Annotated in this window: 18 protein-coding genes; 8 read left to right on the forward strand and 10 right to left on the reverse strand. The window is 68.3% G+C overall.

The window, feature by feature from the left end:
- Positions 1 to 33: 33 nt before the first annotated feature.
- Together F0415_RS09445 and F0415_RS09450 are read right to left on the reverse strand one after the other, a co-directional pair.
- A complete protein-coding gene (locus F0415_RS09445) occupies positions 34 to 1,044 on the reverse strand; it encodes an N-acetylornithine carbamoyltransferase (protein WP_149860969.1) in 1,011 nt (336 codons plus the stop codon).
- A 230-nt stretch (positions 1,045 to 1,274) separates the two neighbouring features.
- Positions 1,275 to 1,835 (reverse strand): glycine zipper 2TM domain-containing protein, encoded by a 561-nt coding sequence (locus F0415_RS09450; RefSeq protein WP_149860970.1) that lies wholly within the window; start codon positions 1,833 to 1,835, stop codon positions 1,275 to 1,277.
- Positions 1,836 to 1,976: 141 nt separating this feature from the next.
- Between F0415_RS09450 and cysS the strand changes: the two genes are divergently transcribed.
- The 4 genes from cysS to F0415_RS09470 all read left to right on the forward strand — a co-directional run bounded on the left by cysS (position 1,977) and on the right by F0415_RS09470 (position 6,157).
- Positions 1,977 to 3,341 carry a cysteine--tRNA ligase gene (cysS, locus tag F0415_RS09455; protein ID WP_149860971.1) on the forward strand — a complete coding sequence of 455 codons (1,365 nt, stop codon included), beginning with the start codon at positions 1,977 to 1,979 and terminating at the stop codon, positions 3,339 to 3,341.
- On the forward strand, positions 3,341 to 3,787 hold the full coding sequence (locus tag F0415_RS09460) for a SufE family protein (RefSeq protein WP_149860972.1): 447 nt from the start codon (positions 3,341 to 3,343) through the stop codon (positions 3,785 to 3,787). The genes cysS and F0415_RS09460 overlap by 1 nt, the downstream gene beginning before the upstream one ends.
- Positions 3,784 to 5,532: a DUF885 family protein gene (locus F0415_RS09465; RefSeq protein WP_149860973.1), complete on the forward strand. Its 1,749-nt coding sequence runs from the start codon at positions 3,784 to 3,786 to the stop codon at positions 5,530 to 5,532. Before F0415_RS09460 ends, F0415_RS09465 begins: the two co-directional genes overlap by 4 nt.
- Positions 5,533 to 5,860: 328 nt before the next feature.
- Complete coding sequence (locus F0415_RS09470; protein WP_149860974.1) at positions 5,861 to 6,157, forward strand: hypothetical protein; 297 nt, start codon at positions 5,861 to 5,863, stop codon at positions 6,155 to 6,157.
- On the opposite strand, the gene F0415_RS09475 is transcribed toward F0415_RS09470, so the two are convergent.
- The 7 genes from F0415_RS09475 to F0415_RS09505 all read right to left on the reverse strand — a co-directional run bounded on the left by F0415_RS09475 (position 6,154) and on the right by F0415_RS09505 (position 13,676).
- Complete coding sequence (locus tag F0415_RS09475; RefSeq protein WP_149860975.1) at positions 6,154 to 6,495, reverse strand: YnfA family protein; 342 nt, start codon at positions 6,493 to 6,495, stop codon at positions 6,154 to 6,156. The genes F0415_RS09470 and F0415_RS09475 overlap by 4 nt on opposite strands.
- Before the next feature lie 9 nt (positions 6,496 to 6,504).
- Positions 6,505 to 9,705 carry an efflux RND transporter permease subunit gene (locus tag F0415_RS09480; protein WP_149860976.1) on the reverse strand — a complete coding sequence of 1,067 codons (3,201 nt, stop codon included), beginning with the start codon at positions 9,703 to 9,705 and terminating at the stop codon, positions 6,505 to 6,507.
- Positions 9,695 to 10,954: an efflux RND transporter periplasmic adaptor subunit gene (locus F0415_RS09485; protein WP_149860977.1), complete on the reverse strand. Its 1,260-nt coding sequence runs from the start codon at positions 10,952 to 10,954 to the stop codon at positions 9,695 to 9,697. The genes F0415_RS09480 and F0415_RS09485 overlap by 11 nt, the downstream gene beginning before the upstream one ends.
- On the reverse strand, positions 10,951 to 12,228 hold the full coding sequence (locus F0415_RS09490; protein ID WP_246149929.1) for a TolC family protein: 1,278 nt from the start codon (positions 12,226 to 12,228) through the stop codon (positions 10,951 to 10,953). Before F0415_RS09490 ends, F0415_RS09485 begins: the two co-directional genes overlap by 4 nt.
- A gap of 53 nt (positions 12,229 to 12,281) precedes the next feature.
- Entirely contained in the window at positions 12,282 to 12,620 is a 339-nt protein-coding gene (locus F0415_RS09495) for a hypothetical protein (RefSeq protein ID WP_149860978.1), read from the reverse strand.
- Positions 12,621 to 12,684: 64 nt separating this feature from the next.
- Positions 12,685 to 13,029, reverse strand: coding sequence for a DUF3703 domain-containing protein (locus tag F0415_RS09500; protein WP_149860979.1), 345 nt, complete (start codon positions 13,027 to 13,029; stop codon positions 12,685 to 12,687).
- Positions 13,026 to 13,676 carry a cation efflux transmembrane domain-containing protein gene (locus F0415_RS09505; protein ID WP_149860980.1) on the reverse strand — a complete coding sequence of 217 codons (651 nt, stop codon included), beginning with the start codon at positions 13,674 to 13,676 and terminating at the stop codon, positions 13,026 to 13,028. Before F0415_RS09505 ends, F0415_RS09500 begins: the two co-directional genes overlap by 4 nt.
- A 73-nt stretch (positions 13,677 to 13,749) precedes the next feature.
- Between F0415_RS09505 and F0415_RS09510 the strand changes: the two genes are divergently transcribed.
- From F0415_RS09510 to F0415_RS09525, 4 genes are all read left to right on the forward strand, one after another.
- A complete protein-coding gene (locus tag F0415_RS09510; RefSeq protein ID WP_149860981.1) occupies positions 13,750 to 14,190 on the forward strand; it encodes a MerR family transcriptional regulator in 441 nt (146 codons plus the stop codon).
- A gap of 523 nt (positions 14,191 to 14,713) precedes the next feature.
- A complete protein-coding gene (locus F0415_RS09515) occupies positions 14,714 to 15,367 on the forward strand; it encodes a hypothetical protein (protein ID WP_149860982.1) in 654 nt (217 codons plus the stop codon).
- Between the two features lie 14 nt (positions 15,368 to 15,381).
- Entirely contained in the window at positions 15,382 to 15,720 is a 339-nt protein-coding gene (locus F0415_RS09520; RefSeq protein ID WP_149860983.1) for a heavy-metal-associated domain-containing protein, read from the forward strand.
- Positions 15,713 to 16,099, forward strand: coding sequence for a hypothetical protein (locus F0415_RS09525; RefSeq protein ID WP_149860984.1), 387 nt, complete (start codon positions 15,713 to 15,715; stop codon positions 16,097 to 16,099). The genes F0415_RS09520 and F0415_RS09525 overlap by 8 nt, the downstream gene beginning before the upstream one ends.
- A gap of 180 nt (positions 16,100 to 16,279) precedes the next feature.
- Here the strand turns inward: F0415_RS09525 and F0415_RS09530 are convergent.
- On the reverse strand, positions 16,280 to 16,400 hold a 121-nt coding region (locus F0415_RS09530; RefSeq protein WP_149860985.1), incomplete at its 5' end, for a transposase.

Genomic DNA, 16,400 nt, shown 5'->3' on the forward strand with positions numbered 1-16,400 from the left:
AAATGGCCGGAGGGTTTGCGCAGGGGAATTCGCTTATGCCTGCTGCCCCACCAGCGCCGCCATCACCGCCTTCTGCACGTGCAGACGGTTCTCGGCCTCGTCGATGGCGATGCAACGCGGGGAGTCCATGACCGCATCGGTGGCTTTCACGTTCCGGCGCAGCGGCAGACAGTGGCTGAAGACGGCATCGTTTGTCAGGGCCATCTTGGCTTCGTCGACGATGAAGTGCCGGTGGGCATCGCGGACGGGCTTTTCCTCCTCCCAGCGGCCGAAGTACGGAATGGCGCCCCAGCTCTTGGCATAGACCACGTCGGCGCCACGATAGGCTTCGGCGATATCGTGACTGACGCGGAAGCTGCCGCCGCTTTCGACGACGTTGTCGCGGGCCCAGCCCAGGTAGCGCTCGTCCAGGATGTACTCCGGCGTCGGGCACAGCAGGGTCACGTCCATGCCCAGGCGGGTGGCGATGGTCAGGGCGGAGTTGGCCACGGCCGTGTTCAGCGGCCTGGGGTGGTAGGTCCAGGTCAGGACGTACTTCTTCCCGCGCAGGTCGGTCGTGCCGAAGTGCTCCTGCAGGGCCAGCGCGTGCGCCAGCTCCTGGCAGGGATGGGTGATGGTCTCCAGGTTGATCACCGGCACCGTCGAATGCCTGGCGAAGGCGCGCAGCACCGTGTCCTCGCGGTCCTCCGTCCAGTCCCGGAACCTCGGGAAGGCGCGGACGGCGATCAGGTCCACGTAACGGGCCAGCACCCGCGCCACTTCGGCAATGTGCTCTTCTGCCTCGCCGTCCATCACCGCACCCGGGGCGAACTCGATCGGCCAGGCGTCCTTGCCCGGCGCCAGCACCACCGCATGCCCGCCCAGCTGGAAGGCGCCCAGTTCGAAACTGGTGCGGGTACGCAACGACGGGTTGAAGAACACCAGGGCGATGGACTTGCCCCTGAGCTGTGCGCCGACAGGCTGGCGTTTGAATTCGGCGGCGCTGGCCAGCAGCGTGTCCAGTTCGGCGCGGCTCCAGTCCTGGGTGTTGAGGAAATGCTTCATCTGCGGATTCCTGGCATCGGAAAACGAAAAAGCCCAGCGCAGGGCTGGGCTTTCAGGCGGACGAATGACGACGACCGGCTTACCCAGCGGCTATGTGGGCTTCCGGTCGGCGCGCGCGCGAGGTCATACCCGCCGCCATGCGGGCGGAGCTGAGAACGGCGGCGGAGCGTTCGAGGGACATGGGCGGCGAGTATGCCGGGCGCCCGGGGCGCGCGCAAGCGCCGGTGCGGTCAGTACCCGGCGACGGCATCGGGGGTCACCGAGACCCGCACCCGCAGCCGGTTGCCCGGATCGTAGGGCAGCCTGGACATGTACTTCTCGCCCTTGTACATGTATTCGACGTCGTAGCCGATCAGCTGCCGCTCCTGGCGCTCGACCTCGACCATGCGGCATGCTCCGGCGCGGGCGTCGGCGATTTCCTGCTGCTTGCCGACGTTGTGGCCGATGGCGCCGCCGGCGGCCGCGCCGGCTACCGTGGCGACCTTGCGGCCGTCGCCCTTGCCGATCTGGTTGCCGACCGCGGCGCCGACGATGGCGCCCACCACCGCACCGGCGGTGGCCTTGCCGGACTGACGGTACTCGACCTCGTCACAGCGCTCTTCCGGCGTCCGGGTGATCACCGTCTCATAGACCTCGTCGGCGCGCAGCACCTGGGCGTAGCCATAGGTGACGTTTTCCGGCACGACGCTGGCCGGATCGTAGGCCGGCTGGCCGTAGCCTTCCTGGTACTGGGCCAGGGCCGGGGCCGCGACGAAGGCCAGCAGCGGGGGCAGCAGGCGGATGGATCGCATGAACGGTCTCCATGAGGGCTGGCGGCACGATGCTGGCGAGATTCAAGCACCGGGCGGCTGAACCCGAGCCTAAGATTTTCGTTAAACCGGGCCGGGCGCTTGTTAGACTTCGAGCATCCCCACCGCGCCCCGCGCCGGCCCATGGAACTGCGACTCTTCAACAGCCTGACCCGAGAGATCGAGGTCTTCGCGCCCCAGGATCCGAACCGGGTCACGATGTACGTCTGCGGGCCGACCGTCTACAACTACGTGCACATCGGCAACGCCCGGCCGCCGGTGGTGTTCGGGGTGCTGGCCAACCTGCTGCGCCGGCACTACCCGAAGCTGGTCTACGCCCGCAACATCACCGATGTGGACGACAAGATCAACGCCGCCGCCAGGGAGCTCGGCGTGCCGATCTCGGAGATCGCCGGCAAGTATGCCCGTGCCTATTTCGACGACATGGCCCGGCTGGGCGTGCCGCCGGTGGACGCGACCCCGCATGCCACGGAGCACATTCCGCATATCGTCGCCATGATCGAGCGGCTGATCGAGTCCGGTCATGCCTATGCCGCCGAGGGTCACGTGCTGTTCTCGGTGGCCAGCTTTCCGGAGTACGGGCGGCTGTCCCGGCGCGACCCCGAAGAACTGTTGGCCGGAGCCCGGGTCGAAGTGGCGCCGTACAAGCGCGACCCCGGCGATTTCGTGCTTTGGAAACCCTCGGGCGAGGACCTGCCCGGCTGGGATTCGCCCTGGGGCCGCGGCCGGCCCGGCTGGCATATCGAGTGCTCGGCCATGGCCGAGGCGCACCTGGGCGACACCATCGACATCCACGGCGGCGGCGTGGACCTGCAGTTTCCGCACCACGAAAACGAGATCGCGCAAAGCACCTGCGCCCACGGCGGCCGCCTGTTCGCCCGCTACTGGCTGCATAACGGCATGCTGACCTTCGACGGCGCCAAGATGGCCAAGTCGGTGGGCAACGTCCGGCTGGTGCGCGAACTGCTCGACCGGCATCCGCCCGAAGCCCTGCGCTATGCCCTGCTCTCGGCTCAATACCGGCAGCCCCTGGATTGGTCGGAGGGCCTGATCGAACAGTCGGTACGCACCCTCGACCGCCTGTACGGCACCCTGCGCGACCTGGCCGACGTGCCGGTCATCGAGCCGATGGTGCCGCTGGCCATCGAAGCCGCCCTCTGTGACGATCTGAACACTCCGGCGGCCCTGGCCGAGCTGTCGCGCATCGCCGCCGAGGCACGCAAGGCCGAGGGGCCCATCGCCAGGGCCAATCTCAAGGCCGAACTGCTCGGCGGCGGCGCCCTGCTGGGGCTGTTGCAGCAGGATCCGGCGGAGTGGTTCCGTCGCGGCGGCGACGACGAGGCGCGCATCCAGGCGCTGGTGGACGAACGCAATGCCGCCAGGGCTGCCCGCGATTTCGCCCGCGCCGATGCCATCCGCAGGCAGTTGGCCGAAGAAGGCGTCCTGCTCGAGGACACTCCGCAGGGCGTACGCTGGAGGCGCGCCTGATGCGTCCAAGCGAAGCCAGCGCTGCCGAGGCCCAGGCCGCCATCGCCGAGGAGTTCGCCCTGTTCGGCGACTGGTCGGAGCGTTACCAGTACCTGATCGACCTGGGCCGCAAGCTGCCGCCTTTCCCCGAGGCGTGGAAGACAGAGGCCAATCGCCTGCACGGTTGCCAGTCCCTGGTCTGGATCGTGGCCGAAGGCGATGCCGACGACCTCGAGTTCCACGCCGTCAGCGATTCCAGCATCGTTTCCGGCCTGATCTACCTGGCCCTGCGCGTCTATTCGGGCCGGTCGGCGGCCGAGATCCTGGCCACCCGACCCGACTACATCGCCGAGATCGGCCTGGCAAAGCACCTCTCGCCGACCCGTAGCAACGGCCTGGCCGCGCTGCTGACCTTCATCCGGGACACCGCCCGCCGGCACGCGCCGGCCCAGGAGGACACCACATGAGCCTGATCCGACACCTGTCCGCCGCCGGCATCACCCTGGCCCTGGTGGCCACCCCCCTGAGCCTGCCGGCCGGCGAGCTGGTGCCGGCGCTGACGGAAATGCCGGCCACCGACCAGCGCCTGGCGCCGGTGGTGGCACGCTTCCGGGCCGACCTGGACAGCGTCCTGCACGTGCAGGACGTGACCGCCGGTCCGCGCCGCGAGGCCGCCCTGCGCGCCCTGTACCTCGGCTGGCAGCGGCGCCTGCAGGAATTCGACGCTGCCGGACTGAACCAGGAAGACCGCCTGGACCTGGCATTGTTGCGGCGCGACCTGGCCTACCGGCTGCAGCAGCTGGACTTCGAGCGCGAGCGCTGGCAGCAGGCCGAACCGCTGCTGCCCGGGGTGTCCCGGCTGATCGCCCTGGCCGAGGCCCGGCGCCATCTGGAATACCCGGACGCACGCGCCGCTGCCGACACCCTGGACCAGGTCCGACAGGCGCTGGAAACCCTGGGCAAGCGCCTGGACAAGGACCCGAAGGCCGCGCCGGGCACGCCGGTGGTGGCGTATCGGGCGGCCAGGCTGCTGGCCGGCGTGCGCGAGGACCTGAAGCAGTGGTACGCCTTCCATGCCGGCTACGACCCGCAGTTCACCTGGTGGGCGAAGCAGCCCTACGAAGCCCTGGACAAGGTGCTGGAAGCGCACGGCAAGCGCCTTTCCGAGACATTGGCCGGCGCCGCCGATCCGGAGACCATCATCGGCGACCCGATCGGCCGCGAGGCCCTGCTGGCCGGCCTGCGCCACGAGTTGATCCCCTACACGCCGGAACAGCTGATGCGGCTGGCCGAGCGTGAACTGGCCTGGTGCCAGCGCGAGATGGCCAAGGCCGCGGCGGAGATGGGCCACGATGACTGGCGCCAGGCCCTGGAAGCCGTCAAGAACCGCCATCCCGCCCCCGGCGAGCAGCCGAAGCTGGTGGTCGCGCTGGCCGACGAGGCCATCGCCTTCCTCGAGCAGCGCGATCTCGTGAGCATTCCCGAGCTGGCAAAGCGCGACTGGCGCATGACCATGCTCAGCCCCGAGTACCAGTTGCAGGCGCCGTTTTTCCTCGGCGGCGAGGACGTCTGGGTGGCCTACCCGACCGACAGCATGCCGCACGACAAGAAACTGATGGCCTTGCGCGGCAACAACCGCCATTTCAGCCGGGCGGTGGTCCACCACGAGCTGATTCCGGGCCACCATCTGCAGCATTTCTACAACCGGCGCTACCAGACCCATCGGGAGCTGTTCCATAGCCCGTTCTGGACCGAGGGCTGGGCCCTGTACTGGGAGTTCCGGCTCTGGGACCTGGGCTTCGCGCAGACACCGGAAGACCGGATCGGCATGCTGTTCTGGCGCAGCCATCGCGCCGCCCGGATCCTGTTTTCGCTGGGCTTCCACCTGGGCCAGATGTCACCCGACCAGGCGGTGGATCTGCTGGTGCGGCGGGTCGGGCACGAGCGGGAAAACGCCCGTGCCGAGGTCCGTCGCAGCTTTGCCGGCGACTACGGCCCTCTCTACCAGGTCGCTTACATGATCGGCGGCCTGCAGTTCCAGGCCTTGCACCGGGAGATGGTCGGCAGCGGCCGCATGGGCGAACGCGAGTTCCATGACGCCATCCTCACTGGCGGACCGATGCCGGTCGCCGCCGTGCGCGCCCGCCTGCGCGGCGAAGTCCCCGCCGGCGACCTCGGGGCCGACTGGCAGTTCTACGACTTCGGGAAGTGAGGGGTTTTCGAAGCGGATCTGCGCGGATGGAGCATTTCGAGTTCTGCTTCTGCCCCATCCGCGACTATCCGCGTTCATCCGCAGCCAAAAAACAAGGCCCCGGTATCCCGCCAGCCGTTACGTTAACGTGTTGACGGTATAGGTCCCCGGCTCTATAACCCCCAGGTCATTTCCGACTGGGGGTTCTTTTTTGGGCGCTATTCCACCTACGAGCGAGCGTTGCCCCGAAGTGGTTCAAGGGGTGCAGGTGAATACTTGTCGCAACCCCCGCTGTGCAAACTTCGGGGTTGTCCCGCTGGCTCGCGTCGATAGGGGCCCGAGTCCGAAGGTGGTCGACAACTACATTGCCGTGGGGTCGGGCAAGAACACGGCCGGCCTGCGGTGCAAGCTCTGCAACGAACTCGCCCTGGACGGACGGCGTTTCGACGCGCTGACGCCGGCCGAACTGGCACTGTTCCAGCGCTTCCGGAAGGGACGCCCCAAGGACGGGCGACCGTGGATCTCCGTGGGGCTGGGCACTGGGCTGCTGGACCCGAGCACGCTACTGAGCGCCCCGACTCAGGCGCAGGCCGATGAGATCCTCAAACAGGCCGGCGCAATCGTGTGCGTGCGGGTGTACGACTAGCCTGGCGGGGGCTGCCAATGTGCCACCAACAGGACCGCCACGCCCGAGAGGATCAGGGCCGTGCCCAGAAGGTCGTAGCGGTCGGGTCGGATGCCATCAACGGCCCACAGCCAGCCCAGCGCCAGCGTGACGTAGACACCGCCATAGGCCGCGTAGATCCGGCCAGACGCTGTCGGGTGCAAGGTCAGAAGCCAAGCGAAGGCCGCGAGCGCCAGTGCTGCGGGCACCAGCCACCAGGCCGACGCCTGGTGGCGGGCCCAGAGCCAGACCAGCCAGCAACCAACTATCTCCGCCAACGCGGTCAGCGCGAACAAACCGATGGCGGCGGGCAGGCTCATGGTGCTTCCTCAGGCAGCGGCGTTCGCACCGGCATCATCACGATGCAATAGGCGGTAGAGCGCGGGCAACACCAGCAGGGTCAGCAGCGTCGAAGACACGATGCCGCCGATCACCACCGTGGCCAGAGGGCGCTGCACTTCGGCACCTGCGCCGACGTTGAAGGCCATCGGCACGAACCCGAGCGAGGCCACCAGCGCGGTCATCAGCACCGGTCGCAGCCGGCCAAGCGCACCGTCGCGGATCGCATCGTCCAGCCGGTCACCTTCCGCCCGCAGTTTGCGGATGAAGGAGATCATGACGATGCCGTTCAGGACCGCCACACCCGACAGCGCGATGAAGCCCACGCCGGCCGAGATCGACAGCGGGATGTCGCGAAGCCACAAGGCGAGCACCCCGCCCGTGAGCGCCAGCGGCACACCGCTGAAGATCACCGCGGCGTCCCGTCCCGAGCCGAAGGCCATGAACAACAGTCCGAAGATCAGTATCAGCGTCACGGGCACCACCACCGACAGCCGCTGGCTGGCGGCGATCAGTTGCTCGAAGGTGCCGCCGTAGTCCACCCAATAGCCCGGCGGAACGGTCACCTCGGCATCGATGCGCTGGCGAAGCTCCGCCACAAAACTGCCGAGGTCCCGCCCGCGGACGTTGGCGGTCACCACGATCCTGCGCTTCCCGTTCTCGCGATTGATCTGGTTGGGACCCTCTACGATCTCCAGGGTAGCCAGTTCGCGCAGCGGCACCGTGGTCGGATTTCCGCTGGTCCAATTCGCGCCGCGGCTGGTTTCATCGTCGTCGCCCTCATGGGCGGGCAATGGCACCGGGAGGTCGGCCAGACGCGCGGGGTCGGTCCGTAGGGCTTCCGGCAGTCGGACCACGAGGTCGAAACGCCGGTCGCCCTCGAACAGCTGGCCGGCCACCGTGCCGCCCACCGCGGTTCCCACGGCATCCTGCACCGCCACCTGGTTCAGACCGTAGCGCACCAGGCCCTCCGGATTGGGCGTGATGGTCAGCAGGGGCAAGCCGGTAGCTTGCTCGAGCTTGACGTCGGCCGCGCCCGGGATCGCCTTGGCCACGGCCTCGAGCTGCTCGCCGACCTCCACCAGGGTGTCCAAGTCATCGCCGTAGAGCTTGATCGCCACGTCCGCGCGGACACCCGAGATCAGCTCGTTCATCCGCATCTGGATTGGCTGGGTGAACTCGTAGTTGTTGCCGGGCAGCTGCTTCACGGCCGCCTCGATCTCAGCCACCAGCGCGGCTTTGGTCTTGCGCGGGTCGGGCCACTGATCACGCGGCTTGAGCATGATGAAGGTGTCCGCCACGGACGGCGGCATCGGGTCAGTGGCCACTTCGGCGGTGCCCAGCTTTCCAAATACACGCTCGACCTCCGGGAACTGCTTGATCCGGGCCTCCAGGGTGGATTGCATGATCACGGCCTGGCCCAGGCTGGTGCCCGGGATCCGGAGCGCATGCAGCGCGATATCGCCTTCGTCCAGGCTGGGAATGAACTCCGAGCCCAGGCGCGAGGCGAGCAGGCCGAACATCACCACCAGCACCGCAGCGGCGGCCACGACGGGGAGGCGGAATCGCAGTGCCCAGTCCAGCGCCGGCGCGTAAACCTTGCGAATGGCCTGCAGCACCCGGCTTTCCTTCTCCTGCACCTTGCCGCCCAGGAATACCGCGACCGCCGCCGGCACGAAGGTCAGCGACAGCAGCATGGCCGCCGTCAGCGCCAGCACGACGGTGAAGGCCATCGGGTGGAACATCTTGCCCTCGATGCCGGTGAGGGCGAACACCGGGAGGTACACGGCCGCGATGATCGCCACGCCGAACAGGCTGGGCTTAATGACCTCGGCGGTGGCCGAAGCGGTCAGGTCGAAGCGCTCCTCCCGCGTCAGCAGCCGGCCCAGCGCGTGCTGGCGGTCACCGAAGCGGCGGATGCAGTTCTCGATGATGATCACCGCGCCATCGACGATCAGACCGAAGTCGAGCGCGCCCAGGCTCATCAGGTTTCCCGAGACCCCACCGCGCACCATCCCGGTGATCGTCATCAGCATCGTAATCGGGATCACGGCTGCCGTGATCAGCGCGGCCCGGAAGTTCCCGAGAAGCAACAGCAGCACCACGATCACTAGCAGCGCACCCTCAACCAGATTCTTGGTCACGGTGGCGATGGTGCGGTCGACCAGGGACGTGCGGTCGTACACTGGCGTCGCTTCGACGCCCGGAGGAAGCGACTTCGACACTTCCGCCAGGCGCTCGGCCGTGGCGCGTGCAACGGCTCGGCTGTTTTCGCCCACCAGCATGAACACCGTGCCCAGCACGACCTCTTCACCGTTCTGGGTCGCAGCGCCCGTGCGCAGCTCGGGACCCTCGCCGACCTCGGCGACGTCGCCAACCCTGATCGGCACCCCGTCCCGGCGGTCGAGCACGATGCGGCGCAGTGCCTCGAGGTCCGCCACCTGGCCGGGCACGCGTACCAGGTATTGCTGGCCATTGCGCTCGATGTAGCCCGCGCCGATGTTCTGGTTGTTGCGGGCCACGGCGTCGACGACGTCCTGCAGGGTAAACCCATAGGCCACCAGGCGGGCGGGGTCCGGCGTGACATGGATCTGCCGGGCGAACCCGCCGATGGTGTTGACCTCGGTCACGCCAGGGGTATTGCGCAGCTGCGGGCGCACCACCCAGTCCTGCAGGGTGCGCAGGTCTGTGGACGTCCACGGCGTGCCGTCGGGCTTGGTCGCCCCCGGCTCGGCTTCCACCGTGTACATGTAGATCTCGCCCAGACCCGTGGCGACGGGTCCGAGTTCGGGCTCCAGGCCGGGCGGCAGTTGCGACTTGGCCTGCTGCAGCCGCTCGGCCACCTGCTGGCGGGCGAAGTAGATGTCGGTGCCGTCCTCGAACACCACCGTCACCTGCGACAGCCCGTAGCGCGAGAGCGAGCGGGTGTATTCAAGCTTTGCCAGACCGGCGATGGCCGTCTCGATAGGAAACGTCACCCGCTGCTCGGACTCCAGCGGCGAATAGCCAGGCGCTTCGGTATTGATCTGGACCTGGACGTTGGTGATGTCGGGCGTGGCATCGATTGGCAGCTTGGTGAAGCTCCAGACGCCCAACGCACACAGCGCTGCCGTCAGCAGCAGCATCAACCACCGGTGCGCGATCGCAAACCGGATGAAGCGTTCGAGAAAACCGGGCTGCTCAGTGGTCATGTGAGGCCCCCGACTTCTCGATGTCGGCTTTTACGATGTAGCTCTGACCGATCACGACCGGATCTCCGGCTTTCAGGCCGGACAGCACCTCGACATTGACACCGTCGCGGCGCCCGAGCTCCAGCGGCCGGATCTCGTAGTCGTCGCCAAAGCGCACGAACACCACGTCCCAGTCGCGGAAGCGCTGCAGCGCCGCCAAGGGCACCATCAGGTCCACCGGCTGCTCGGCCACGGTGACGCGGGCGCGCACCGCGGCCCCCGGCCGCCAGCGGCCGTCGGCGTTGTCCACGGTGGCGCGGGCGACCGTGCTCTGGCTGGCGGTAGCTGTCCCGGGCAGCACGCGGTCGAGCGTGGTGCGGGCACTGACGCCGTCGCTGAGACGCGTGACTTCGACCGGCAGGCCGGGCGTGATGTGCTGGGCATCGGCGCCGAACAGGTGCAGGTCCACCCACAAGGCGGACAAGTCGGCGATCTCGAACAGCGGCTGCTCGCCCGCCAGGTCGCCCACGGCGACATTGCGTGCCAGCACGGTGCCGGCCAACGGCGCGGTCACGGCGTAGTCCGACAGGCTGACGTTGCTCTCGACCGTGGCCAGCGCCTGGCCGGCGCGAACGGTGTCACCCAGGCCCACGCGCACGCCCTTCACTGGCCCCGGGAAGCGGGCCACGACGCGGGCGTGCCGACCCTCGATGGGCGTCAGCAGGCCCTGCACGTCGTGTTCGTCCCGGATCACGCCGGGCCCGGCCGGGGCGACCACGATGCCGGCGTCCTTGGCCACGGCGGCCGGAATGGTGGTGCGACCTTCGTAGCTGGGGAAGGACCAGGTCAGCGCTTGGCCGTCGATCCGGGCGGTGACGGCCACGTCGAACGAATGCGGTTCGTACACCTCCAGGCTGCCCAGCAAATAGTCATCCCTAGGCGTGAAAGTGTGCGTGTCGGTGATGTCGCCCAGGCGCGTGAGCACGACGGTCAACTCGCCGGCGGTCGGCGGCAGCGGCTCGCCATCCTTGTACAGCCAGGCGCGGTACTCGGGCGGTACGCCGTCTTCGAAAATCGCGAGCTCGATAGTATAAGGGCCTTCGGTCAGCAGGCGACCGTTGTGGGCGCCCTTGGCGGGCTCGGCCTCCGCCTCGGCGTGGTCGTTGTGGTCACCGCCCTCGCCCTGGGCGTGGGCATCGGGCTCGGATCCGCCGCAGGCGACGAGGCCCAGGATGAGCACAAGGGGTAGCAGGAAAGGACGCAGGGTCATGGCGTGGTCTCACTCGGGGCGCGGTCCGCGAGCACGAACGGCTCGGCGGTCAGGCGCTGGATTTCAATCAGGGCGCGATGGAAGTCGCGGGCGGCGGCGATACGGTCGCGACGGGCGGACAACAGCTCAGCCTGCAGCTGCGCCCACTCCAGGTAGCTCAGCGCGCCGGCCCGATAGGCCCGGCCGGCGGCGGATTCGGCGCGTTCGAGCGCCGGCAGCACTTTGTCCGTGGTCTGGCGCACGGCCAAGGCATCAACCTGCAGGCGGCCGTGCGCTTCGGCCAGGGTGGCGCGCAGGTCGAGCTCACCGGCCTCGCGTTCGAGGGCCAGGGCGTCGAGCTCGGCGCGGGCGGCCCGTATCCCCGGCTCCGCCCGACGGCGATTGCCCAGCGGCACCGACAGCCCGCCCATCAGCGCCCAGTCGTCGCTCCCCTGCAGACGGCGCACGCCGACCTGCCATTCCAGGTCCGGGCGTGACTGTGACTGGGCCAACTGCAGGCGGGCTTCGCGCACGCGGGCTTCGCTGGCGAATCGCTGCAGCTCCGGGGTGCGATCAAGCAGCAACGCGAGCGACGCGAAATCAGGCGTGGCTGGCAAGGTCAGCAGTTCCCCGGCCACCGGGCCGGTCGGCTCGCCGCCCCACATCAGGGCCAGGCGCCGGCGCGCCGCGTCGACGGCCGCTTGCGTGCGGGCGAGTTCGAGTTCGGCGCGAGCGAGCGCCGCTTCAGCACCCAGCTGCACGGACGACGGCGAAGCACCGGCGGCAACGCGACGACGGGCGGCATCAGCCGCTTTGCCGCGCTGGGCCAAGGTCGCTTCCAGCGCGATGGCCTCTTCCTGCAGCGCCAGGACGTCGAGATAGCGGCGGGCGACTTCGGCCAACAGATCGAGGCGACGCGCCTCTGCCTCGACGTCCAGGCCGGACATCCGCGACTGGGCGACCCCGATCCTGGCCTCGCGCCGGGCCGGGGACTCCAGCACGGAGCCCAGGCTCAGGGTCAGCTCGGCCCCGTCCGCGCCGCGGTAGTCGCCGCTGCCCAGCACGTTCTCCAGGCTGGCGCCGGCCACCCACGCGGGCTTTTGTGCGGCCACGTCGACATCTGCGTAAACGATGGCCTGCTCCAGCGGCAGGCGGCGAAGGTCGGGATGACGATCAAGGGTGAGTGAAAAAGCCTGGCGCAGGTCCAGTGGGCGGGACGGTGCGGCGGCCCACGCCGGAAGGGCGAGGACAACGCAGCACCACAGGGCGGCCATCGCCGCCTTGGTGTTCAACATGGTGTTTCTCCGGAATCGGGCAAGCGGGGCGAGGCCCCGGGGACGTTGGGACGTCAGGCCGCGATCGGAGGGCGCAGGAATCGGGAGGAAGCAGCGGGGGTGTGCACGGGCAGGCTTACCCGCGGCGCGAGCGACTGTAGCGGGTGAGGTGTCCAGGTCAGCACCGGCGCCGGGACGGCCGTGGCGTGCAGGCAGCAGTCGAACGCATGCAGCAGGCCATCGAGCGTACCGGGGGCCGGCGACTCCTCAGCCATCGCGTCGCCCGTGATGCCGGCGGCGGCATCGGCGAACGCATGCTCGGCTTCGTGCAGTTCATGGGCAGCCGACAGCACGGGCTGCGCCAGCAGGCACAACACCGTCAGGCCCCAGAACAGGCCTCGCAGCGAGTGCATCAGTGAGCGCAGAGGCGAGGTCATTGCGAGGCAGGGTAGCGGGTTTGGTGGCGGATACACAATTTCAGGCGCCTTGTTCATCGATCACGGCCTGCAGATCAGGTGGCACGGGCATCGGCTGGGTCGCGGGCACATTCGCGCCACCGGTGTTGCCCACCGGCACCCAGAGACGCGAAAACAGCGCGGCCGCCACGATGCGCGCCGCCTGCCCCCGGATCTCGCGCCCGTCCCGCCGTTGCCAGCCAATCTGCAGCATCGCGAGATGGCTCTTCACGTGCAGCCACGTGCGCCGCTGCCCCAGGATGTGGGCGCGTTCGAGATGGTGGAAGGCGCGCTCCAGGTCACCGCCGCGTCTGGCAGCCTGGGCGAGGTCCCATTCCTGCGCGAAGGCCTGGTCCAGTCGCGTCATGGTGCCGTCTCCTTGGTGCAGGGTTCTGCCGGGTGCCGCCAGCCTGGCCAGGCCTCGCGCAGCACCTGCCAGGAGGTATGGAGGAACAGCACCGCGATGAGCAAGCCCACCGCAGTGTCCGGCCACGCACTTCCCGTCAGCGCCACGATACCGGCCGCCGCGATCACCCCGGCGTTGCTCGCCAGGTCATTGCGCGAACATAGCCAAACCGAGCGCATGTTCAAGTCCTCGCCGCGAAAGCGCATCAGCAACCCGAAGCACGCCAGGTTGGCCAGCAAGGCGATTGCTGCCGCACCCGCCATCAGCGGCGCCAGCGGTTCGGCTCCGGTCAACAGGCGGCGCACGACTTCAGCCAGCACCAGAAGGCCAAACAGACCCTGCAGCAGGCCCTTCACCACGGCCGCGCCATTGCGCTGACGAAGGCTGCCGCCCACGACCGCCAGGCTCAGGGCGTACACGCCGGCATCGCCCAGGCTGTCGAGCGAGTCGGCCTGCAGGGCGCTCGAGTCGGCCCACCAGCCCGCGGTGAACTCGCCGACGAACAGGGCGGCGTTGATCCCCAACACGGCCCACAGGACCCGGCGCCGGCTGGCGTCCTGGGCCTGGCTCAGGGTGGAAGCGGTGTCATCACAGTGGCAGCCGGACATGGCATTTCCTCGGTCAGTGGCGCTACCCTAAAGCCCGTAGCGACTACAGGGTCAACCCCCTGGGAGGTCTGGGATGAAGATCGGGGAAGTCGCGGCCGCCAGCGGCTGCCATCTGGAAACCATCCGCTACTACGAGCGCATCGGCCTGCTGCCGCGGCCCGCCCGCACCCACAGCGGGTATCGGGCCTACACGGACCAAGACGTGGACCGGATGCGGTTCATCACCCGGGGCCGGGATCTGGGGTTCAGTCTCGATGAGATCCGCAGCTTGCTGCGGCTGGCCGATGATCCAGCGCTGTCCTGCGAACAAGTCGACGCCTTGGCGCGCCATCATCTGGCCGAAATCCAGGCGCGACAAAAGGAGCTGCGGCGCATGGCCCGGGAGCTGGAACGCACCATCGCCGGTTGCGCCGGCGGGCGCCGGGAGGCCTGCGCCATTCTGGGTGCGCTGCATGAAGCGCCGTCGTCCCGGCCGGCCCAACGGCGGCGGGAGAACGTGCACCGAGCGACCTGATGGCCCGCAGGGCGCATCACCGGGTGTCTCGGACGGACGGTCGCGTCATGAACTTTCCCTTGCCGCCACGGTCACAGCGTTGTTCTAGACTGGCGAAACGATGACACGACCCGGAATTCTCGGATGGGCCTGGCGACTCCTGCTGGCGATGGCGCTGGTGGGCTCGCCGGTCATGGCCATGCCGCCGGTTGGCGCCGGCGCCGATCCATCCGCGGATGTCGCCGCGATGCCTTGCCACGATGCCGGTCCGGCCGCGTCAGCTGAACCTGCCTGCGAGGAGGGTTGCTGCCCGCAGCCCGAGTGCCCGCCCGCAAACTGCCGCGTGGCGGCCCCCATGGTGGGCGTCTCGGTCTGGGTGCTTCCGATGGCCCTGCGCGTCCCGCATTCGTCCCCCTCGGAGGTGGCGGTGCCCGCCGCGGCTCCGGTTCAAGAGCAACTGCGCCCGCCGATCAGCTGACTCTGCCGATCCCTGCCCGCACCCGTGCGGGACCCGCCGCCTCGCGGCGATCGACGGAGCATTCCAATGAAATACCTTTCCCCTGGGCTGGGCGCGCTGGCGCTGGCCCTGTTCGTGGCCCCCGTGGCCGCCAAACCCATCGCGTTTGCCCGCGGCAGCACCGTGATGGCCGAGTACGGTGCCGGCACCATGAACGAGTTCCAGGCCTTCTACGCACCGCGCTACTGGTGGTCGGGCGGTGCCGGCTGGACCGAACTGATGAGCGAAGACGGCTCACTCGAGCGCGACATCGTGTACCTGCGCGGCAACCTGCTGGCCAAGCGCTGGAACCTTCCCGGTGCCCAGGCGAACGTGTTCGTCTGGGGCGGGTTGGGTAGCGCCACCGGCAGTGACTTCGCCGGCAGCACCCTGGCTCGCAACGTCGGCTTTCAGGTCGACTACGAAACCCGCCGCGTGTACAGCGCGTTCCGCACCGACCTGCAGGAGAGCGACCGCTTCTCCCATCGGATCGACACCCTGCAGCTAGGCATCGCGCCCTACGAGCACGACTACGACACCTTGGCCACCTGGATCGTCCTGCAAGGACGCCGCTACTCGAACGGCTTGTACGACGGCACCGAGACGGCGCTGCTGCTTCGCCTGTTCAAGGGAGGCACGTGGGTCGAGGTAGGCGCCACGACCGACGGCAAGCTGCAAGCCATGGCCATGTTCAACTTCTGACCCGGAGACTCTTCATGAAGACCTTTACCCGCACTGTGTTCCTCCTCCTGATGGCCGCTGCATCCGCGGTCTCGGCCAAGACCATCGAAATGGACGTCAACGGCCTGGTCTGCGCGTTCTGCGCCCAAGGCATCGAGAAAACGCTCAAGAGTTTCGACGCCACTGCAGAGGTCTATGTCAGCCTGGAAAACAGAATCGTCGCCGTGGCCCTCAAGGACGGCGCGGAACTGACGGACGAAGAGCTGACCAAGGCCATTACCGATTCGGGCTACGCCGTCGTGGCGATCCGCCGCAGCGATGCGACGCTCCAGGCTATCCGCGACCGCGTGAGCCGGGAGGCGGACGATGAATGAGCTGCAGGCGCCCCTGAAGCGGAACGTGGGGCTCAGCCTGCTGGCGCTGGGCGCCGCCAGCGGCACGCTGATCTGTTGCGTGCTGCCGGCGGTGATGGTGGCCCTGGGTGCGGGCGCGGCGCTCGCAGGCCTGGTCACCGCCGTGCCGCAACTGGTCTGGTTGTCTGCGCACAAGGCGTTGGTGTTCGGGGTGGCGGGCGCGGCGCTCGCATTCTCTGGATGGATGCTCTGGCAAGCAAGGACGCTCCCCTGTCCGGCGGATCCAGCGTTGGCTAGGACCTGCAGGCGCTTGCGGGGGTTCAGCCTCTGGACCTGGGCGGCGGCAGTGGCGGCGACTACGGTTGGGGCCCTGTTTGCTTTCGTGCTGCCTGCCTTCTGAGCCCTTTTGGACGGCCAACTACGGGCAAGCGGTCGCAAATAGCTGAGAGCATCGCAGCTGCGGCAGCAGCTACACGCCGGCGAACGGGAGGCTCTTGGCACGATCCAAGAATGCTCGCCCGTCCCCCACGGAGTGGATCGGGCGAATCGGCAGCGCAGTCACGCCAAAAAAAGAGGTTCTTCACCCAAGTCCGGGGAAGGCCGCCCGGATCTTCAGGAAGAAGTAGGCGTCGTCCCGGTAGCCGTAGGCCACCCGCTTGATGACCTTGATCTTGTTGTTGATGCCTTCGACCAGATTGGTT

The sequence above is a fragment of the Arenimonas fontis genome, assembly GCF_008386465.1.
Taxonomy (GTDB): Bacteria; Pseudomonadota; Gammaproteobacteria; order Xanthomonadales; family Xanthomonadaceae; genus Arenimonas; species Arenimonas fontis.